This is a genomic window from Streptomyces sp. Xyl84, assembly GCF_059731885.1.
This window is the reverse complement of record NZ_AP029182.1, coordinates 5,668,861-5,688,164: the sequence shown is the minus strand read 5'-3', so window position 1 is coordinate 5,688,164 and position 19,304 is coordinate 5,668,861. Positions and strand designations below refer to the sequence as shown.

Sequence of the window (19,304 nt, the reverse complement as noted above, 5' to 3'; positions counted from 1 at the left end):
GCCGTCGCGGCGGCCGGTGCCGCTGCAATCACGCCCGTTCGCGTCGCCGGTGCTGGTTGCCCCACAACGCCATGTACGCCATGTCGCCGATGGCGACGATGATGATCGCGGCGACGAGCTGGAAGATGTGCCGGCTCCAGTCGATGCCGCGTGTGGACTCCACACCGACCGCCCGGGCGACGGCGTTGCCCGCGATGGCGCCGAGCATGCCGAAGATGGTGGTCAGCCAGAGCGGGCTGTGCTGTTTGCCGGGAATGACCGCCTTGGCGATCAGGCCGAGAATGAAACCCACGATGATCGCCCACAACCAGCCCATGGCTGCCTCCTCGTCCGGCTCGACGTGAGCATTACCGCCAGTGTCGGGGGGCCGACCCTGCGGCGCATGTCGGGCGCCGCCGCGGACGCCGGGCGCGGAGCGCGTGCGCACCGCGCCCGACGGGGGGTGCGTGCGCCGTTCGCGCAGGCAGACACGCAGGCAGTGGGGGCGACCCGGTCTCGTGGGCGGGGTGGGCGCGGCGTACCGTGGAGGGTGAGCGAGTGCGGGCCGGGCCGGTGTCCTCGGCCGGGAGCCGGAGACGGACCGGGGCGGTGTCCGATGCGGGCGGATGGTGGAAGTGTGATGCGGAAGCAGCATGGCGGTGGCGGCGTCGAGGTGTTCCGGATCACCGGTGCCCGCACGGGCCTCCAGGAGGACGTCCGGGGCCGTCAGCGCCGTTACGTCATCTCCATGGCGATCCGTACGGTGGCGGTGCTCCTCGCGGTGACGCTGTGGAACGTCGAGCGGTACGTGGCGATCGTGGCCCTGGTGCTCGGCGCGGCGCTGCCGTACATCGCCGTGGTGATCGCCAACGCCGGCCGGGAGAACGCGCCGAAGCTGCCGTCGACCTTCGTCACCGTGCCCACGAAGCCGATGATCACGGCGCCGCGGACGACGGACGACGCCACCGGTGACGGCCCGGGCGAGGGTGCGGGGGCCGGCGAGGACACCGGCACCGGCGGCTCCGGGAACGGCTTCGCGCGATCCGCCGCCGAGGAGGCGGCGGGCGACCGGGCGACGGGTACGGCGGGCGCCGCGCGGGAGCGCCGCGACGGGGTGTGACCGGCGGTGTCCGCCCGGCCGCCCGGTGCGCAGCGCTGCACGCCGGGGGCGAACCTCAAGAAATGCTCAGATCAATCATGTTGTTCCGGTCCCGGGCGACGGGTCACCCGTGACATACTTCCTACGCGCTCCGCATCCCCCGTCGGAGCGACGGACCGACGCCGGGCAGCTCCCCCCGTGGCTGCTCGGCGTCGCCTTGTGTGCAGTGGCTGTGAGACGAACTGTGAGTGACGAGACCGCCCCGATCTGCTCCGCCAAGGGCTGCCGTGCGGCCGCCGTGTGGGTGCTGGCCTGGAACAACCCCAAGATCCACACGCCCGAGCGGCGCAAGACGTGGCTGGCGTGCGACGAGCACCGGGAGCACCTGTCGCAGTTCCTCGGGGTGCGCGGCTTCCTCAAGGACGTGGTCCTGCTGACCGAGTGGCAGGCGTCCGAAGAGGCCTGAGCCCCGGCGCGCCGGGCGCCCGGCGGATCCGGCCGCCGTCAGCCGCCGATCGCGGACATCGGGCGGTCGGGCTGGACGAACGACGGGTCGTCCAGGCCCGCACCGGCCTTCTTGCCCCACATCGCCAGCCGCCACAGGCGGGCGATCTCCTCGTCGGGTGCGCCCGAGCGCAGGGCCGTCCGCAGGTCGGTCTCCTCGGTGGCGAACAGGCAGGTGCGGATCTGGCCGTCGGCGGTGAGGCGGGTGCGGTCGCAGGCGGCGCAGAACGGGCGGGTGACGGAGGCGATGACGCCGACGCGGTGCGGGCCGCCGTCGACGATCCACCGCTCGGCGGGGGCCGAGCCCCGCTCGTCTACGCCCTCGGGGGTCAGCGTGAAGCGGGTGCGCAGCGCGGCGAGGATGTCCCCCGCGGTGACCATGCCCTCGCGCTTCCAGCCGTGCTGGGCGTCCAGCGGCATCTGCTCGATGAAGCGCAGTTCGTAGTCGTGCTCCACGGCCCAGGCGAGCAGGTCGGGGGCCTCGTCCGCGTTCAGCCCGGGCATCAGGACGGTGTTCACCTTCACCGGGGTCAGTCCGGCGTCGCGGGCGGCCAGGAGTCCGTCGAGGACGTCCTTGTGGCGGTCCCGGCGGGTGAGGGCCTTGAAGACGTCGGGGCGCAGGGTGTCCAGGGAGACGTTGACCCGGTCGAGGCCGGCCGCCTTGAGGGCCGCCGCCGTGCGCCTGAGCCCGATGCCGTTGGTGGTGAGGGACATCCGGGGGCGCGGGTCGAGGGCCGCGACGCGCTCCACGATGCCGACCAGGCCGGGACGCAGCAGGGGCTCCCCGCCGGTGAAGCGGACCTCCTCGATGCCGAGGGAGGTGACCGCGATGCCGATCAGCCGGACGATCTCGTCGTCGGTGAGCAGATCGGGCTTGGCGAGCCACTGCAGGCCCTCCTCGGGCATGCAGTAGGTGCAGCGCAGGTTGCACCGGTCGGTCAGTGAGACCCGCAGGTCGGTGGCCACCCGGCCGTAGGTGTCGATGAGCACGTGGCCCCCTCCCTCTTCGCCTGACAGCGGAACACTCGTCCTCGGCCTCGTGTTCCTTCTCCTGCGAGCCTACGTGACGGAACCGACAGCTACACCGGTCCCGATCCCACGACGTGGGCGGCGGCCGTGTCGTAGGTCTCTACGATCCCCACGGCACGGCCGCCGCCCGGGACGCGTCCCCGGTGCGCGCTGCTGCACGCGGGTGCGGGTGCGCTGCGGGCCGGCGGGCTCCGGCCGGTCAGTGCGCCCCGGTTCCGGTCAGGGACCGCACCTCCAGTTCCGCGTACTTCGCCGGGTCCGGTGTCTCCTTGGACAGCAGGGTGCCCACGACGCCCAGCAGGAAGCCGACCGGGATGGAGATGAGGCCGGGGTTCTCCAGCGGGAACCAGTGGAAGTCGGCGTCCGGGAACATCGACGTGGGCTTGCCCGACACCACGGGCGAGAACAGCACCAGGCCGACGGCGGTGACCAGGCCGCCGTAGATCGACCAGAGGGCGCCCGTGGTGGTGAACCGCTTCCAGAACAGGCTGTAGAGGATCGTGGGCAGGTTCGCGGAGGCGGCGACCGCGAAGGCGAGCGCCACCAGTCCGGCGACGTTCAGGTCGCGGGCGAGGGCGCCCAGGACGATGGAGACCGCGCCGATGCCGACGGTCGCCCAGCGGGCCGCCCTGATCTCCTGCTTCTCGGTGGCCTGCCCCTTCTTGATCACGTTGGCGTAGATGTCGTGGGCGAAGGAGGACGACGAGGCGAGGGTGAGGCCCGCGACGACGGCGAGGATGGTGGCGAAGGCGACCGCGGAGATGGAGGCCAGCAGGACGGCGCCCCAGTTGGAGTCCACTCCGCCCAGGTGCAGGGCGAGCAGCGGGGCGGCCGTGTTGCCCGCCTTGTTGGAGGCGACGATCTCGTCCGGCTTGATGAGCGCGGCGGCGCCGAACCCGAGCGCGAGCGTCATCAGGTAGAAGACGCCGATCAGGCCGATCGCCCAGATCACGGACTTGCGGGCGGCCTTGGCGGTCGGGACCGTGTAGAAGCGGATCAGGATGTGCGGCAGTCCCGCGGTGCCGAGCACCAGGGCGACGCCGAGCGAGAGGAAGTCCAGCTTGGTGGTCCCGGTCGCGCCGTACTTCAGGCCGGGCTCCAGGAAGGCGGCACCCTTGCCGCTGTTGTCGGCGGCGCGGCCGAGCAGGTCGGAGACGTTGAAGTCGAACTTCAGCAGCACCAGGAAGGTCAGCAGGATCGCGCCCACCATGAGCAGTACGGCCTTGACCATCTGCACCCAGGTGGTGCCCTTCATGCCGCCGATGGTGACGTAGACGATCATGAGTACGCCGACCAGCGCGACGATGCCGATCTTGCCGCCGTCGCTGGTGATGCCGAGCAGCAGCGAGACGAGGACGCCCGCGCCCGCCATCTGGGCCAGCAGGTAGAAGATCGACACGACGATCGTGGAGGCGCCGGCGGCGGTGCGCACCGGGCGCTGGCGCATGCGGTACGCCAGGACGTCGCCCATGGTGTAGCGGCCGGAGTTGCGCAGCGGTTCGGCGACCAGGAGCAGGGCGACCAGCCAGGCGACCAGGAAGCCGATGGAGTACAGGAAGCCGTCGTAGCCGAACAGGGCGATGGCGCCGGCGATGCCGAGGAAGGACGCGGCGGACATGTAGTCGCCGGAGACGGCGAGGCCGTTCTGGAATCCGGTGAACTGCCGTCCGCCCGCGTAGAAGTCGGCGGCGTCCTTGGTCTGCCGGCCCGCCCAGACGGTGATGACGAGGGTCGCGGCGACGAAGACCGAGAAGAGCGTGATGATCAGCGTCCGGTGCTCGCTCGCGGCGCCGCCCGCGGCGAGCAGGGTGTGCGCGGTGTGCGCGGCGGGGTGGGTCGCGGCGGTCATGCTCCGCCCTCCATCCGGGACTTGATGGCCTCGGCCTTGGGGTCGAGCTTCGTGGCGGCGTGCCGCGCGTACCACCAGGCGATGAGGAACGTGGTGAGGAACTGGGCGAGGCCCAGGGCGAGGGCGACGTTGATGTTGCCGAAGAGCTTGGTGCCCATGAAGCCGCCCGCGTAGTTGGACAGCAGGACGTAGAGCAGGTACCAGGCGATGAAGGCGAGGGTCAGCGGGAAGGCGAACGAGCGGTAGGAGCGGCGCAGTTCACCGAACTCGGCGCTCTGGGCCACCGTGGAGTACTCCTGCGCGGAGGGGAGGGGGGACTGGGTCTTCGAGGGTGGCGGTGTCTCGGTGGCCACGTCTGTCTCCTCGGGTGCGGATCTCGGTGAGCGGATACGGATGCGGATGCGACAGGGGGCTCGATGGTGCTCGGGCTCCCTGTCCAAGGTCCACGGCGCCACGCGAGGACCGGTTCAAGTCCTATGAGTTCTTTCGGCAAGTGGCCTGGACAAGTCATTGCCAAGTCATTGCTGGCCGGTGAGACGGCGGGATAGCTTCGCCCTGCACCACCCGTCATGTACCTGCCCGAGCCGTACCCGTGGCTCGGGCGGTGCCGCACCCGGATGATGTGGAGACCCCATGGCCCGTCTGCGTTCCGCACACCGGACCGCGCCGCACGTCCCGGTCGCGCCGTCGCCGGCCGGCGCGTCCCGCGACGGCGCGGGCACGGTTCCCGCGGCGCCCGGCACCGGCCGTGCGGTCCGTACCGCGGGCCCGTCCGCCGCCGCGCACGCCGTCAACGCCGGACCCGGCCGTCACACCGGCGCGCACGCGCGCGGGGCGTGCCCCGGCCGGCGGCCCTGACGGCGCCGGCGACGGCGAGGGGCCGCGCACACGGCCCGCCGCCCGCCCGCGCCTTCGTCCGCGCGCGTGCGGCTCCTGCCACATCCTCCGTTTCGAGCACCACTCGCGAACCGCTGTACCCATGCCACCGCGAAACACTCTGGAGACACAGACACATGACAGCGTCCCAGCCGCGCGCTCGCCGCGTCCTCGCCCTCCCGCTCGGAATGGCCATGGCCACCGCCGTGGCGTTCCTGCCCGGCGCGACCGCGTCGGCGACCCCGGCCGCGCCCGCCGCCCACACCGCACAGGCGGACGCCGCCCAGCTCAGCTACGTCGTCAACGTCCGCCCCGGGCACGGGATATCGGCGCAGGTGAAGCAGGCGATCGGGAAGGCCGGCGGCACCATCGTGACCTCGTACGACCGCATCGGCGTCATCGTCGTCCACTCCGCCGAGCCCGGCTTCGCCACAGCCATCCGCAAGGTCCACGGCGTCGACTCCGCCGGCGCCACGCGCACCGCGCCGCTGCCCGCCCAGTCGACCACCGACGTCGGCACCCCGCAGCCGCTCACCGCCGCCCAGGTGGCCGGCGCGGGCACCAGGGCCGCCGCCGGGCAGGACCCGCTGGAGCCCCTGCAGTGGGACCTGCCCGCCATCAAGGCGGACAAGGCGCACCTCAAGACACTCGGCAGCCCGAACGTCACGGTCGGCGTCATCGACACCGGCGTGGACGACACGCACCCCGACATCGCCCCGAACTTCGACCGCCGGGCCTCCGTCAACTGCGTCTCCGGCAAGCCGGACACCACGGACGGCGCCTGGCGGCCGAGCGCCTCCGAGAGCCCGCACGGCACGCACGTGGCCGGGGAGATCGCGGGCGCCAAGAACGGCGTCGGCATCACCGGTGTGGCACCGGGCGTGAAGGTCTCCGGCATCAAGGTCGGCAACCCGGACGGCTTCTTCTACGCCGAGGCCGTGGTGTGCGGGTTCGTGTGGGCGGCCGACCACGGCGTCGACGTGACCAACAACAGCTACTACACCGACCCGTGGTACTTCAACTGCACCGACGACCCGGACCAGAAGGCGCTGGTGGACGCCGTCCGGCGGGCCTCGCAGTACGCCGAGCGCAAGGGCACCGTCAACGTCGCGGCGGCCGGCAACGAGAACTACGACCTGGCGGCCCGTTCGATCACGGACCCGTCCTCCCCGAACGACACCACTCCGGGCGACCGGGTGATCGACCCGCGCAAGTGCTACGACATCCCCACCCAGCTGCCGGGCGTGGTCACCGTCGCGGCGACCGGCGCCAAGGGCATCAAGTCGTCGTTCTCCAACTACGGGCTCGGTGTCATCGACATCGCCGCGCCGGGCGGCGACTCGACGGCGTACCAGAAGCCGGACGCCCCCGCGCAGAGCGGACTGATCCTCGGTCCGCTGCCGGGCGGCAAGTGGGGCTACATGGCGGGTACGTCCATGGCGAGCCCGCACGTCGCCGGTGTCGCCGCCCTCATCAAGTCCACGCACCCGCACGCCCCCGCCGCGCTGGTGAAGGCGCTGCTGTACGCGGAGGCCTCCGCCACGCCGTGCACGGACCCCTACGACATCGACGGGGACGGCAAGGTTGACGCGGTGTGCGAGGGCACGAAGAACCGCAACGGCTTCTACGGCTGGGGCACCGCGGACGCGCTGGCCGCGGTGACCAGGTAGCCCGGCCTGCCGGGGGACGCGGTCCTTGCTGCATAGTGCGGTCATGACTGACATCCCGTTCGCATGGTCCGCGCTGGGCGGTGACCCCGGCCTCGTGGAACGCATCACCCTCGTGGAACGGGAAGGCGCGCTCACCGCGCGCCTTCCCGTGCGCGATCTGGCACGCGCGTGCGTCGGCGCGTGCTCGCTGGCCGCCGCCGAACTGGCGGCGCGGCGGACCGATACGGCCCAGGCGCCCGCCGTGCGCGTCGACGACGGGGCCCTGGCGGCCGCGTTCGCCAGTGAACGGCACCTGCTCGTCGACGGGCGCGCGCCGGTCTCCTTCGCGCCGCTGTCGCGGTTCTGGCGGACGGCCGACGGCTGGGTGCGCACGCACGCCAACTACCCGCACCACCGCGCGCGGCTGCTCACCGCCCTCGGTCTGCCGCCCGGGGCGGCCGAGGGCGAGGACGGCACGGCGGCGGTGGCCGCGGTGGAGTCCGCGCTCGCTGGACGGTCCGCCCTCGACGTCGAGGAGAGGGTGTACGCGGCCGGCGGGCTGGCCGTGGCGCTGCGCACCCCCGAGGAGTGGGCGGCGCACCCGCAGGCGGCCGAGGTGGCCGCCCGGCCGCTGGTCGAGCGCACCCGCCTCGACACGGCACGCGCGCGCGTGCTCGCCCCCCTCGACGGCCCGGTGACGCTGCCGGCCGCCGGGCTGCGGGTGCTGGACCTGACCCGGGTCCTGGCCGGTCCCGTCGCCACCCGCACCCTCGCGCTGCTCGGCGCGGACGTCCTGCGGCTGGACCCGCCGCACCTGCCCGAACTCGCCGACCAGCACGCGGACACGGACTTCGGGAAGCGGTCGGCCGTGCTGGACCTCACCACCGGCCGGGCGGTCCTGGAGAGCCTGCTCGCCGATGCGGACGTGGTCGTCACCGGGTACCGGCCCGGGACCCTGGACCGGTTCGGCCTCTCCCCCGAGGCGCTGGCCGAGCGGCGGCCCGGTCTGGTCGTGGCCCAGGTGTCCGCGTGGGGCGGGTACGGGCCGTGGGGCGGGCGGCGCGGCTTCGACAGCCTCGTCCAGGTCGCCACCGGTATCGCGGCGGCCGAGGGGACGGACGGGCGGCCGGGCGCGCTGCCCGCGCAGGCCCTGGACCACGGCACGGGCTACCTGCTGGCGGCGGCCGTGCTGCGGGCACTGACCGAGCAGTCCCAGGAGGGCGGCAGCAGGCTCGTACGGCTGGCTCTGGCCCGCACGGCGGCATGGCTGACGGGCTCCGCCGGGCCGGGCGGCGGAGTGCGGAGCGAGCAGGGTGCGCCCTACGAGGGTCCCGGGCCCTGGCTCGGCGAAACGGACAGCCGGATCGGAAGACTGCGCCACGCCGGGTCGCCCGTCGCCTTCACCGGTGGCCCCACCGACTGGGCCCGGCCGCCGGGGCCCTGGGGGACGGACGAGGCGCGCTGGTCCTGAGCGGGCGCGCGAGCGGGCGCGCGAGCGGGCGCCTGCCCAGGTGCCGAACCGGCGCCTGAGCGGGTGCCGAGCGGGCGCGCCTGCCCGGGCGGGCTGCTCACGGTGCCGACGCCCGCCCCGCTCCCCACCCGCACCCCCGCGCGCGGAGAGCGGGGGGCGGGGCGGGCGTCACGCTCCCACCTCGCCCAGCAGTGCGCCCGCCGCGTAGGTCACCGCCATGGCCAGCGCCCCGCCGGTCATGGTGCGCAGCACGGCCGGGCCGGGCCGCGCCGCCCCGAGCCGCGCGCTGCTGAAGCCCGTGAGGGCGAGGGCGGCCAGCACGGACAGCACGGTGACCGCCAGCCGCCAGTGGGCGGGCGGCAGCACGATGGCCAGCAGCGGCAGCAACGCGCCCGCCGTGAAGGCCAGGAAGCTGGCCCAGGCCGCGTGCCAGGGATTGGTCAGCTCGTCGGGATCGATGCCCAGCTCCACGCGCGCGTGGGCCCGCAGCGCGTCCCGCGCGGTGAGCTGTTCGGCCGCCTCCCGGGCCACCTCGCGCGAGAGCCCGCGCTCCTGGAGCAGTTCGGTCAGCTCGCGCAGCTCGGCCTCCGGCTGCTCGTGCAACTCGCGCCTCTCCAGCGCCAGCGCGGCCCTCTCCGAGTCCCGCTGGGTGGACACCGACACGTACTCCCCCGCGGCCATCGACATCGATCCGGCCAGCAGACCGGCCAGCCCGGCGGTGAGCAGCGCCGCCCGGGAGTCCGTCGCCCCGGCCACACCGACGACGAGGCCGGCGGTGGAGACGATCCCGTCGTTCGCCCCGAGGACGGCGGCCCGCAGCCAGTTGAGGCGGGAGCCGAGGGCCCCGCCGTGTGCCTCGTCGTGCGTGGGTTCGGTCACAGCAGGGAGGATCGCACGGCCGCGGCCACGGGGGCTGCCACGCCCCCCGCGCCCGTGCGGGTGAAGCCACCCCGGCCGGCCGCGGGTCCCCGTCCGCCGCTCCTGCTCCGCCACGCCCGGACGTGCTGCGCACCGCGACGCCCGTACGCGCGTCGCGCCGCCGCACCCGTACCCGCTCCACACTGTCACCGGCGCGAACTCCCGCTCGCGCGCGCGGGCTTGCACCCGGGCGCGAGGAGGCGGCGCCGCCGGCGGCGGGCACGGGCTCACCGGCTCGCGGACGGCGGGCGGGGACGGCGGAGGGCGGCGGAAGACACCTGCGGGGCCGGGCTGTCAGTCACGGCCCGTATCCTCAGTGACCATGCTGGAAGACCGAACCCTCGCAGGGCCCTCCCCCACACCGTGGCCGACCGCGTATCCGCAGGGATACGCGGTCGTTGACGTGGAGACCACCGGCCTGGCCCGGGACGACCGCATCATCTCCGCGGCGGTCTACCGGCTGGACGCGCGCGGCGAGGTCGAGGACCACTGGTACACGCTGGTCAACCCGGAGCGGGACCCGGGGCCGGTCTGGATCCACGGACTGACCAGCGAGGTGCTCGAAGGCGCGCCGCTGTTCGCGGAGGTCGCCGACGAGTTCGCGGCCCGGCTGGACGGCCGGGTGCTCGTGGCGCACAACGCGGTCTTCGACTGGCAGATGATCGCCCGCGAGTACGCGCGCGCGAAGAGCGAGGCGCCGGTGCGGCAGCGGCTGTGCACCATCGCGCTCTCCAAGGAGCTGGGCCTGCCGCTGCCCAACCACAAGCTGGAGTCGCTGGCGGCGCACTTCGGCGTGGTGCAGCAGCGGGCGCACCACGCGCTGGACGACGCGCGGGTCCTGGCGGAGGCGTTCCGGCCGAGCCTGCGGGCCGCGGCGGCGGGCGGCGTCCGGCTGCCGCTGCTGGAGTGCCGTCCGCTGACGGAGTGGTCGGACCGGCCGGTGCCCCGGCAGCAGTCGGGCGGCGGCTACGGCGGCTACCGGGCGGGCAGTTGGCGCCCGTCCCGCAAAAGGCCCGCGTGCCCCTATCCCAACCCGGGGCGCTATGAAGCGGGCAAACGGCTCAAACAGGGTATGCGGGTCGCCTTCTCGGGTGACACCTCCGTCGAGCGTGAACTGCTGGAGGACCGGGCGACCGAGGCCGGCCTGCACGTCGCCACCAGCCTGTCCCGGCTGACCAGCCTGCTCGTCACCAACGACCCGGACTCGGGGACGTCCAAGGCCGCCAAGGCCCGCCAGTACGGCACGCCGGTGGTGGACGAGGCGGCGTTCGGACAGCTTCTGAGGGACGTGGAGCCCGCGGACGGCGCCTGAGCGCCGGCGCGCGGGCGGGAGCGCACGGCGCCCGCGAGACCTGTGGTGGGCCCGAGGCGCGGGAGCGCGTGGCGCCGGCGGGGCGCGCGGGGGAGCCGAGACGCGCCGGGAGCGTGCGGGGCGCGCGAGGTGAGAGCAGACGAAAAGGCGTACCGCTCGTTCAGGCGCGTATCGCGTGCGCGCGGGCGGGACCGCCCGCCCAGGCCGCGCCGCCCGCACAGGCGCGCACCCCCCAGGCGCGTACCGCCAGCCCGGGGGTGTGCCCGTGCGAGGGGGCGTACGGGTGATTGGCGGGCGACTCGCCCGCCGCCCGCTCGCCCGCGTGACGGCCACGGCTCACCCTGTGGCGCATGGCGAGATGTGAAGTGTGCGGCAATGACTACGGTATGACCTTCGAGGTGCACGCCCAGGGCGCGGTGCACGTCTTCGACTGCTTCTCCTGCGCGATCCACCGCATGGCACCGATCTGTGAGCACTGCCGGGTGCAGATCATCGGCCAGGGCGTGGAGGTCGACGGCCACTGGTACTGCGGCGGTCACTGCGCCCGCGCGGAGGGGAGGGTCGGCATCGTCGACAGTGTGTGAGGACACCCCTGCCGAAAACGCCCCACGGCCCGGGATGTACCGTCGTGGGGTGTACCGCTTCCTGTTGACCCGCCAGTGGGTGATCCTCACCCTCTTCGCGATCGCACTGATCCCGACGATGGTCTGGCTGGGCTTCTGGCAGTTGCACCGCCACGACCACCGGCAGGCACTGAACCAGGTGATCGCCGCTTCGCTGGCGGCGCCGCCCGTGCCCGTCGAGTCGCTGACCTCGGTCGGCGGATCGGTCGCGCACGACGACATCTACCGCCGGGTCACCGCCAAGGGGCACTACGACACGGCGCACGAACTCGTGGTGCGCCGGCGCACCAACGCGGACGACCAGGTCGGCTACCACGTCCTGACCCCCTTCGTGCTGGACAACGGCAAGGTCCTCCTCGTCAACCGGGGCTGGGTCGCGTCACCCGCCTCGCAGTCGGCCTTCCCGAAGATCCCGGCACCGGCGGCGGGCGACGTCACGATCACCGGCCGCCTGATGCAGGACCAGACGACGGCCGCCAGCGGCATCAAGAACGTCAAGGGTCTGCCGGACCGCCAGATCATGCTGATCAACAGCGAGCAGGTCGGCGCGCTCCTGCGGGACTCGGGCGACAGCACGGCCAAGGCGGTGCTCAACGGCTACATCGAGCTGACCGCGCCCGCTCCGAAGGGCGGCAGCCCCGAGCTGATCCCGTCGCCCAAGGAGGACACGAGCTGGATCGGTGTCGACGACATCAACCTGCCGTACGCGGTCCAGTGGTGGCTGTTCGCCGCCTGCGTCCCCGTGGGCTGGCTGATCCTGGCCCGCCGCGAGCTGCGGGACCGGACCGGCGCCACGGAGGAAGCCGCCCGCGAGGAGTCGGAGCCCGCCGCGGTGTAGCGGTCCCCCGTCACGCGGCGGCCGGGGCACAGGGGCCCCGCACCGGTCGTACGGGACGGGTCCCGGGAGCTGGACGCCGCCCTGCTGCTCATGTCGACGGGCTTCCGGGTGGTCAGGGCAGCTTCCTGGTGTCTCCTTCTGGTTCGCCGACGCGCTGCACATGACCGGCCGGGTCCAGGAGGCCCGGGAGCTGGTCGCCCGGCTGGCCGGCCTCATCGACGACGTGGGGCTGCCTGCGGAGGAGTACCGGGCGGCAGCTCGGCAGCTTCCCGCAGGCGTTCGGCCACATCGGCCTGGTGAACACCGCCCTCGCCCCGGACGGGAGCGACCGGGCAGGATAGGGCCATGGATCTTGGACTGAAGGACCGGGTGTACGTCGTCACCGGAGCCACCCGCGGGCTGGGCCGTGCCACCGCCCGCGAGCTGGTCGCGGACGGGGCGAAGGTGGTCGTCACCGGACGGGACGAGCAGCGGACGGCGGACGCGGCGGCCGAGCTGGGCCCGAACGCCGTCGGGGTGGCCGTGGACAACGCGGACCCCGAGGCCGCGGCGCGCCTGATCGCCGCCGCGCGCGAGCGTTTCGGCGGCTTCCACGGTGTGCTCGTCAGCGTCGGCGGGCCGCCCCCCGGTTTCGTCGCGGACAACACGGACGAGCAGTGGCAGGCGGCGTTCGAGTCGGTGTTCCTGGGCGCGGTGCGGCTGGCGCGGGCAGCGGCGGCGGAGCTGGAGGCGGGCGGTGTCATCGGCTTCGTGCTGTCCGGTTCGGTGCACGAGCCGATCGCCGGGCTGACCATCTCCAACGGTCTGCGGCCCGGGCTCGCCGGGTTCGCCAAGTCCCTCGCGGACGAGCTGGGGCCGCGCGGCATCCGGGTCGTCGGCCTGCTGCCGGCCCGCATCGACACGGACCGGGTGCGCGAGCTGGACGGTCTGTCGGCGGACCCGGGGGCGACACGGACCGCGAACGAGTCGCGCATCCCGCTGCGCAGGTACGGCACGCCGGAGGAGTTCGGGCGCACCGCGGCGTTCCTGCTCTCCCCCGCCGCGTCCTACCTCACGGGCGTCATGCTGCCCGTGGACGGCGGGTTCCGGCACGGTTTCTGAGCGGGCACGCGCTGCCGGGGCGGGAGCCTCGCCCCCGCCCCGACCGCCCGCCGACGTCCGTCCGCCGCCGTCTGGCCGCCGCCGTCCGGCCCCGCGCGGTGCGCCGGCCGCCTGCCGTCGTCCCGGAGGATCACGGCCGCCGTCGTCGTCCCGGTGCGCCGCTGCCTCCCGTGGTCGTCCGCAAGGACCGCGGCGGGCGGCGGAGGCGAGGCTTCCGTCGGCGGACGCGGGGCGCGGGGGCGCCGGGGGGCTACTCGCCGAGGCCGGCCAGGTCGCGCAGGCGGCGGGCCTGCGCCTGCCGCTCGGCGGCGCGCTGCTCCTCGTACGAACGTTCCCGCGCACCCTGGAGCAGGGCCTTGGTCTCGATGACCGCGCTGCGGGGCGCGGCGAGGACCGCCGAGGCCAGGTCGGCCGCGGCGGCGTCCAGCTGGTCGCGGGGCACGGCGAGGCTGGCCAGGCCGGAGGCGACCGCCTCCTCGGCGGTGACGAAGCGGCCCGTCACGCAGATCTCCAGCGCGCGGGCGTAGCCGACCAGGCCCACCAGCGGATGGGTGCCGGTGAGGTCCGGGACCAGTCCGAGGCTGGTCTCGCGCATGGCGAACTGCACGTCGTCGGCGACGACGCGCAGGTCACAGGCGAGCGCCAGCTGGAAGCCGGCGCCGATGGCGTGGCCCTGGACCACGGCCACGGACACGACGTCGCTGCGCCGCCACCAGGTGAACGCCTCCTGGTACTCGGCGATGGTCGCGTCCAGTGCGGCGTCGTCGCCGCGCGCGAGGTCGAGGAACGAGGGTTCGCCGTCGAAGCCTTCGGGCGTGAACGCCTGCCGGTCCAGCCCGGCGGAGAAGGACTTCCCCTCGGCGCGCAGCAGCACGACGCGGACGGAGCCCGGCAGCAGCCGGCCGGCCTCGGCGAGCGCGCGCCACAGGGCGGGGCTCTGCGCGTTGCGCTTGGCCGGGTTGGTCAGCGTCACCGTGGCGACCGCGTCGTCCACGGTGAGCCGTACGCCGTCCTTGTCGAGAACTGTGTCGAGTACTGGTTCGCGTACTGGTTCCAGGTCGTGCTCGGTGTCGGGCGAAGCCATGGTGCGCCTCCGGTGGGTGCGGTCAGCCTGGACGCCGTACGGTCGTACCGCTGTACGAGGACGTACGGGAATCCGTAAGTGACTGCACAGTAACCACCCAGCCGGCCGGTCGACCGACCGGGTGGCCACCGTCGAAGCCCGATGGACCGCCCGCGGTCGGTCAGGCGGACGCGGTCTTCTTGCCCCGCGTCGCCCCGCCACGCCCACGGAGCGTGACGCCCGACTCGCTGAGCATCCGGTGCACGAAGCCATACGAGCGGCCGGTCTCCTCGGCCAACGCCCGAATGCTCGCACCGGCGTCGTACTTCTTCTTCAGGTCTGCCGCGAGCTTGTCGCGCGCGGCGCCGGTCACCCGGCTGCCCTTCTTCAGAGTCTCGGCCACCCGTGCCTCCTCATGGGAAGTGCGCTCTGGTCCCCTCATGATCACCCCTCCGGGGCCTCATGGCCACCCATTCGGCAAGGTCCGTGAGACAGGCTTGTGACGACAGGAGTGCGTCCCCACATGCGGAATCTCGAATTCCGCACGTCGCCGTCCGTACCGCCGAACGGGTTGTTCCGCGAAGTGCCAGGTCAGAGACGCACGACGGCCGAGCCCTTGGCACATAAGGGCTCGGCCGGAAAATACGTGGACGACACACCCCGGTACGAGGAGATCTCACGCAGATGACGGATCACCGATGGGCCGAATGATCCATACGCCGTTGATCAGCCCCCGGCCAGGGACGGAGCCGAGGGCGGGAGCAGGGGCGGCCGGCGGGATCAGGCGAGGGCGACGAGGTCCGCGTAGCCCGCGCCCCACAGGTCCTCGACACCGTCGGGCAGCAGGATGATGCGCTCCGGCTGCAGCGCCTCGACCGCGCCCTCGTCGTGGGTGACGAGGACGACGGCGCCCTTGTAGGTGCGCAGCGCGCCGAGGATCTCCTCGCGGCTGGCCGGGTCGAGGTTGTTGGTCGGCTCGTCGAGCAGCAGGACGTTGGCCGAGGACACGACCAGGGTGGCCAGCGCCAGGCGGGTCTTCTCACCGCCGGAGAGGACCCCGGCCGGCTTGTCGACGTCGTCGCCGGAGAAGAGGAAGGAGCCGAGCACCTTGCGGACCTCGACGAGGTCCATGTCGGGCGCGGCCGAACGCATGTTCTCCAGGACGGTGCGCTCCGGGTCCAGGGTCTCGTGCTCCTGCGCGTAGTAGCCGAGCTTGAGGCCGTGGCCGGGGACGACCTGACCGGTGTCGGGCTTCTCCACACCGCCGAGCAGGCGCAGCAGGGTGGTCTTGCCGGCGCCGTTGAGGCCGAGGATGACGACCCGGGACCCCTTGTCGATGGCCAGGTCGACGTCGGTGAAGATCTCCAGCGAGCCGTACGACTTCGACAGGCCCTCGGCCATCAGCGGGGTCTTGCCGCAGGGCGAGGGCTCGGGGAAGCGCAGCTTGGCGACCTTGTCGGACTGGCGGACCGCCTCCAGGCCGGAGAGCAGCTTGTCGGCGCGGCGGGCCATGTTCTGCGCGGCGACGGTCTTGGTGGCCTTGGCGCGCATCTTGTCGGCCTGCGAGTGCAGGGCGGCGGCCTTCTTCTCGGCGTTGGCGCGCTCCCGCTTGCGGCGCTTCTCGTCGGCCTCGCGCTGCTGCTGGTAGAGCTTCCAGCCCATGTTGTAGATGTCGATCTGGGAGCGGTTGGCGTCCAGGTAGAACACCTTGTTGACGACCGTCTCGACCAGGTCGACGTCGTGGGAGATCACGATGAAGCCGCCGCGGTAGGTCTTCAGGTAGTCGCGCAGCCAGATGATCGAGTCCGCGTCGAGGTGGTTGGTCGGCTCGTCGAGGAGCAGGGTGTCCGCGTCGGAGAACAGGATGCGGGCCAGCTCGATACGGCGGCGCTGACCGCCGGAGAGGGTGTGCAGGGGCTGCCCGAGCACCCGGTCGGGCAGGTTGAGCGCGGCGGCGATGGTGGCGGCCTCGGCCTCCGCGGCGTACCCGCCCTTGGTGAGGAACTCCGTCTCCTGGCGCTCGTACTGCTTCATCGCCTTGTCGCGGGTGGAGCCCTTGCCGGTGGCGATGCGCTGCTCGTTCTCGCGCATCTTGCGGATCAGGACGTCCAGGCCGCGCGCGGAGAGGATCCGGTCGCGGGCCAGCACGTCGAGGTCGCCGGTGCGGGGGTCCTGCGGGAGGTAGCCGACCTCACCGGAACGGGTGATGGTGCCGCCGGCCGGGATGCCCTCGCCGGCGAGGCACTTGGTGAGGGTCGTCTTGCCCGCGCCGTTGCGGCCGACGAGGCCGATGCGGTCGCCCTTGGCGACACGGAAGGTGGCGTTCTCGATGAGGATGCGGGCACCGGCGCGCAGCTCGATGCCGGAAGCGGAGATCACGGACAGACTCCAGGGCGGGTCGTTGGCGGGTTGGGCGGCTGAGGACGTTCCCGCCGTCTAATGCGCGAGGAGAAAGGCCATGCGGAACAGTCTAACGGGGGCGCGCAAGCGGTTTTCCCGGGTGTTTGCGAGGGGCGCGGCGCTCATACCGGGGCGTCGCCGTCGCCCGCTGCCAGACTGGGCGGCGGACCGGGTTCCCCGGGCGAGGACGCTCACGAAGGAGTGGTCGGCATGGCGTACCCGGCCGGCGGACGCCCCAGCATCTACCCGACGCTGCTGTACGCGGACGCGAAGGCGGCCCTGCGGCAGCTCACCGAGGCCTTCGGTTTCACCGAGCTGTCCGTGTACGAGGGCGAGGACGGCCTGATCCGGCACGCCGAGCTGGTGCAGGGCAACGGCGCGGTGATGCTGGGCTCCAAGGGGCACGGCGGCCGCTTCGACGAGGCGATGCGCGGCGCCGGGCCGGTGGGGGTCTACGTGGTGGTGGACGACGTGGACGGCCATCACCAGCGGGCGGTGGACCACGGCGCGGAAATCCTGATGCCCCCGACGGACCAGGACTACGGCTCCCGGGACTACATGGCCCGGGACACCGAGGGCAACATCTGGAGCTTCGGCACGTACGCGCCGCGCATGGAGGGCTGAACACCCCTCGCCGGGGCCCGTGGAGAGCTGAAGGCCCCGCGAGGGCCGGGGGCTCAGGGGTCGGGGGCTCAGGGGTCGGGGGCTCAGGGGCCGAGAGCCCGGGGCCGAAGGCGCCGGGGGGCAGGGGGCCCGCGGCTCAGGGACCCTGGGAGCCGAGGACCGGCGGGCGGGGGCTCCGGCCGCCGGTGCCGCGGTGGGTCAGGGGGCTAGCTGCCGCCCCTGTGCACCTGGAAGGCGGCTCTGCGGACGGCCTTGGCCAGCGCGGGGTCGGGGTGTGCGGCGGCGAGCGCGACCAGCACCTGCACGGTGCGGGGGTGGCCGACGGCCCGCACCTCGTCGAGCAGGGCGGGGACGGTGGGCTGCAGCGCCGACTCCAGGTGCCGTACGAGCATCGGGGACTCCCCGTGATCGGCGACGGCGGCGGCGGTGTCCACCCACAGCCACGTGGCCTCCTCGCGGGTGAGGACCTCGTGCGCGTCCTCCGGGTCGACACCGTCGTGCTCGGCCAGCCACAGCAGGGCGTACGGGCGCAGCGCGGGCTCGTCGAGCACGGCCCGCACCTCGGGTTCGGCGGGGGCGCCGACCACCCGCAGCGCCTCGAAGGCGAGGCCGCGCAGCAGGGCGTCCTCGCCGCGGGCCGCGCCCAGCAGCTCGGTGATCGCGCTGCCCACGGGACGTGCGGCGAGCCAGGCCCGGTACTCGGCGCGGGCGGCGTTGGGGCGCAGCTGGGCGCAGCCGCGCAGCATGTCCTCGGCCGCCTGCTCGATGTTGCCCGCCGGGCTCTGCGCGGCGACGCAGATCTGCTCCAGCTTGACCCAGACCGCCCAGCTCCCGAGCGGGGTGAGGGTGGCCTGCCCGTCACCGTAGGTGAGCGCGCCGACGGACGCGAGGGCGCGCAGCGCCCAGTCGAGAAGCGGGGCGAGGGCGGCCGGCGAGGCCCGCGGGACGTCCTCGGTCCCCGCGGCGCCCGGGCCCGTGGCGTGGGCCGGGGGTCCGGCGGGTTCGAGCTGCGGGTCGTAGGGCACCTCGCAGCGTTCGGTGCGCAGTTCGGTGACGCGCTGCCCGAGGAGGTCGAGGAGCTGTTCGACGGGTACCGGGCCGGCGGAGAGCTGGAGGAAGGAGAGCACCTGCGGCATGGCCGAGACGACCTCGGCGACCGCGGCGGCCTCCTGGCCGTCGGGCTCCGGGCAGGCGAGCGACCAGGCGTCGAACAGGGCGACCCAGCCGCGCAGCACCGCGCTGTCGTCGCGGTCCCAGGCGCGCAGCCGCCAGCCGGGGCGGGCGCTGTCACCGTGCACCTCGATGAGTCCGGCGAGGCGGGCGGTGTCCCACTCGGCCCGGACCTGAGCGGTGGTCAGGCCCAGCTCGTCCGCCGCCCGCCGGGCGCTGGCCGCGGAGAGGGTGGCCTTGCCGTCGGCGGTCGCCCCGGCCCGGCCCGGTCCGAGGGCGGCGTCGGCCCAGCGGGCGACGCGGGCCGCCCCGGCGAGGCCGGAGCGCGCCATTCTGGCCAGTTCCGCGGGTGCCGGGGTGCCCTCCGGGGGGCGCGGGGCGGGGCGCTGCGAGCGCCGCTGGTTCACGGCTCGGGGGGCGGCGGCCAGGGGTCGTGGGCGGACGAGTCGAAGCCTGGAGTCGCGCGGGATACGGGACGTCACGGGTGCAGTCTTCCGGTTGACGGTCCGAAAACCCAAACGGAATGCCACGGGGGCGCCGGAGAAGATCGAGGCAGGCCGCCTGGGAGGGCGCCGACCGGCCGGAAACAGGCGGCCTGCGCGGCACCAAACGGAACCGGCGGGCCCGCGCCGCGGGAGGGGCGCGGGACGGGCCCGGCGGGGTCGGGACCGCTTGCGGTCGGCGGCCGCGGGTTCCGGGCGGCAGCCAACGGTTCCGGGCGGCAGTCGCGGGTTCCTGGCGACGGCCGCGGGTTCCTGGCGACGGCCGCCGGTTCCGGGCGGCAGCCGCGGGTTCCGGG

Annotated in this window: 19 protein-coding genes and 1 pseudogene; 10 read left to right on the top strand and 10 right to left on the bottom strand. The window is 73.7% G+C overall.

Annotated features, from left to right (window positions below; translation table 11 throughout):
- Positions 1 to 28: 28 nt before the first annotated feature.
- Entirely contained in the window at positions 29 to 316 is a 288-nt protein-coding gene (locus AC6I72_RS24675) for a GlsB/YeaQ/YmgE family stress response membrane protein (protein ID WP_498003359.1), read from the bottom strand.
- A 303-nt stretch (positions 317 to 619) separates the two neighbouring features.
- Here AC6I72_RS24675 and AC6I72_RS24670 point away from each other — a divergent pair, with 303 nt between their 5' ends.
- Positions 620 to 1,099 carry a DUF3099 domain-containing protein gene (locus AC6I72_RS24670; RefSeq protein WP_498003358.1) on the top strand — a complete coding sequence of 160 codons (480 nt, stop codon included), beginning with the start codon at positions 620 to 622 and terminating at the stop codon, positions 1,097 to 1,099.
- Positions 1,100 to 1,322: 223 nt separating this feature from the next.
- Complete coding sequence (locus AC6I72_RS24665; RefSeq protein ID WP_498003357.1) at positions 1,323 to 1,544, top strand: hypothetical protein; 222 nt, start codon at positions 1,323 to 1,325, stop codon at positions 1,542 to 1,544.
- Positions 1,545 to 1,582: 38 nt separating this feature from the next.
- Here the strand turns inward: AC6I72_RS24665 and moaA are convergent, their stop codons facing one another.
- From moaA to AC6I72_RS24650, 3 genes are all read right to left on the bottom strand, one after another.
- On the bottom strand, positions 1,583 to 2,572 hold the full coding sequence (gene moaA, locus AC6I72_RS24660) for a GTP 3',8-cyclase MoaA (RefSeq protein WP_498003356.1): 990 nt from the start codon (positions 2,570 to 2,572) through the stop codon (positions 1,583 to 1,585).
- Between the two features lie 238 nt (positions 2,573 to 2,810).
- Entirely contained in the window at positions 2,811 to 4,460 is a 1,650-nt protein-coding gene (locus AC6I72_RS24655; protein ID WP_498003355.1) for a monocarboxylic acid transporter, read from the bottom strand.
- Positions 4,457 to 4,813 (bottom strand): DUF485 domain-containing protein, encoded by a 357-nt coding sequence (locus AC6I72_RS24650; protein ID WP_037862093.1) that lies wholly within the window; start codon positions 4,811 to 4,813, stop codon positions 4,457 to 4,459. Before AC6I72_RS24650 ends, AC6I72_RS24655 begins: the two co-directional genes overlap by 4 nt.
- Before the next feature lie 660 nt (positions 4,814 to 5,473).
- On the opposite strand from AC6I72_RS24650, the gene AC6I72_RS24645 reads away from it, so the two are divergent.
- Together AC6I72_RS24645 and AC6I72_RS24640 are read left to right on the top strand one after the other, a co-directional pair.
- Entirely contained in the window at positions 5,474 to 7,006 is a 1,533-nt protein-coding gene (locus tag AC6I72_RS24645) for a S8 family peptidase (protein WP_498003354.1), read from the top strand.
- Positions 7,007 to 7,049: 43 nt separating this feature from the next.
- Positions 7,050 to 8,456, top strand: coding sequence for a CoA transferase (locus AC6I72_RS24640; RefSeq protein ID WP_498003353.1), 1,407 nt, complete (start codon positions 7,050 to 7,052; stop codon positions 8,454 to 8,456).
- A 168-nt stretch (positions 8,457 to 8,624) separates the two neighbouring features.
- Here the strand turns inward: AC6I72_RS24640 and AC6I72_RS24635 are convergent, their stop codons facing one another.
- Positions 8,625 to 9,335 (bottom strand): VIT1/CCC1 transporter family protein, encoded by a 711-nt coding sequence (locus tag AC6I72_RS24635; protein ID WP_498003352.1) that lies wholly within the window; start codon positions 9,333 to 9,335, stop codon positions 8,625 to 8,627.
- Between the two features lie 361 nt (positions 9,336 to 9,696).
- Between AC6I72_RS24635 and AC6I72_RS24630 the strand changes: the two genes are divergently transcribed.
- Positions 9,697 to 10,686, top strand: coding sequence for a DEDDh family exonuclease (locus AC6I72_RS24630; RefSeq protein ID WP_498003351.1), 990 nt, complete (start codon positions 9,697 to 9,699; stop codon positions 10,684 to 10,686).
- 160 nt (positions 10,687 to 10,846) lie between these two features.
- Here the strand turns inward: AC6I72_RS24630 and AC6I72_RS24625 are convergent, their stop codons facing one another.
- On the bottom strand, positions 10,847 to 11,038 hold the full coding sequence (locus tag AC6I72_RS24625) for a hypothetical protein (protein ID WP_498003350.1): 192 nt from the start codon (positions 11,036 to 11,038) through the stop codon (positions 10,847 to 10,849).
- Here AC6I72_RS24625 and AC6I72_RS24620 point away from each other — a divergent pair.
- The 4 genes and pseudogenes from AC6I72_RS24620 (at position 11,037) to AC6I72_RS24605 (ending at position 13,248) form a co-directional block, all read left to right on the top strand.
- Positions 11,037 to 11,270 carry a metallothionein gene (locus AC6I72_RS24620; protein ID WP_078884318.1) on the top strand — a complete coding sequence of 78 codons (234 nt, stop codon included), beginning with the start codon at positions 11,037 to 11,039 and terminating at the stop codon, positions 11,268 to 11,270. The genes AC6I72_RS24625 and AC6I72_RS24620 overlap by 2 nt on opposite strands.
- 49 nt (positions 11,271 to 11,319) lie before the next feature.
- On the top strand, positions 11,320 to 12,147 hold the full coding sequence (locus tag AC6I72_RS24615; RefSeq protein WP_498003349.1) for an SURF1 family cytochrome oxidase biogenesis protein: 828 nt from the start codon (positions 11,320 to 11,322) through the stop codon (positions 12,145 to 12,147).
- A 92-nt stretch (positions 12,148 to 12,239) separates the two neighbouring features.
- Positions 12,240 to 12,488 (top strand): annotated as a pseudogene (locus tag AC6I72_RS24610) (glycoside hydrolase family 15 protein); the annotation flags it as partial.
- A gap of 4 nt (positions 12,489 to 12,492) precedes the next feature.
- Positions 12,493 to 13,248: an SDR family oxidoreductase gene (locus tag AC6I72_RS24605; protein WP_037862103.1), complete on the top strand. Its 756-nt coding sequence runs from the start codon at positions 12,493 to 12,495 to the stop codon at positions 13,246 to 13,248.
- Positions 13,249 to 13,498: 250 nt separating this feature from the next.
- Here the strand turns inward: AC6I72_RS24605 and AC6I72_RS24600 are convergent, their stop codons facing one another.
- The 3 genes from AC6I72_RS24600 to abc-f form a co-directional block, all read right to left on the bottom strand.
- Positions 13,499 to 14,332, bottom strand: coding sequence for an enoyl-CoA hydratase/isomerase family protein (locus tag AC6I72_RS24600; protein WP_498003348.1), 834 nt, complete (start codon positions 14,330 to 14,332; stop codon positions 13,499 to 13,501).
- Between the two features lie 160 nt (positions 14,333 to 14,492).
- Positions 14,493 to 14,714, bottom strand: coding sequence for a helix-turn-helix domain-containing protein (locus AC6I72_RS24595; RefSeq protein ID WP_037862106.1), 222 nt, complete (start codon positions 14,712 to 14,714; stop codon positions 14,493 to 14,495).
- A 377-nt stretch (positions 14,715 to 15,091) separates the two neighbouring features.
- Entirely contained in the window at positions 15,092 to 16,690 is a 1,599-nt protein-coding gene (gene abc-f / locus AC6I72_RS24590) for a ribosomal protection-like ABC-F family protein (protein ID WP_037862108.1), read from the bottom strand.
- Between the two features lie 231 nt (positions 16,691 to 16,921).
- Here abc-f and AC6I72_RS24585 point away from each other — a divergent pair, with 231 nt between their 5' ends.
- Positions 16,922 to 17,335 (top strand): VOC family protein, encoded by a 414-nt coding sequence (locus AC6I72_RS24585; RefSeq protein ID WP_037862111.1) that lies wholly within the window; start codon positions 16,922 to 16,924, stop codon positions 17,333 to 17,335.
- A 206-nt stretch (positions 17,336 to 17,541) separates the two neighbouring features.
- Here AC6I72_RS24585 and AC6I72_RS24580 read toward each other — a convergent pair whose 3' ends face one another.
- Positions 17,542 to 18,987, bottom strand: coding sequence for a hypothetical protein (locus AC6I72_RS24580; RefSeq protein WP_498003347.1), 1,446 nt, complete (start codon positions 18,985 to 18,987; stop codon positions 17,542 to 17,544).
- Between the last annotated feature and the right edge of the window lie 317 nt (positions 18,988 to 19,304).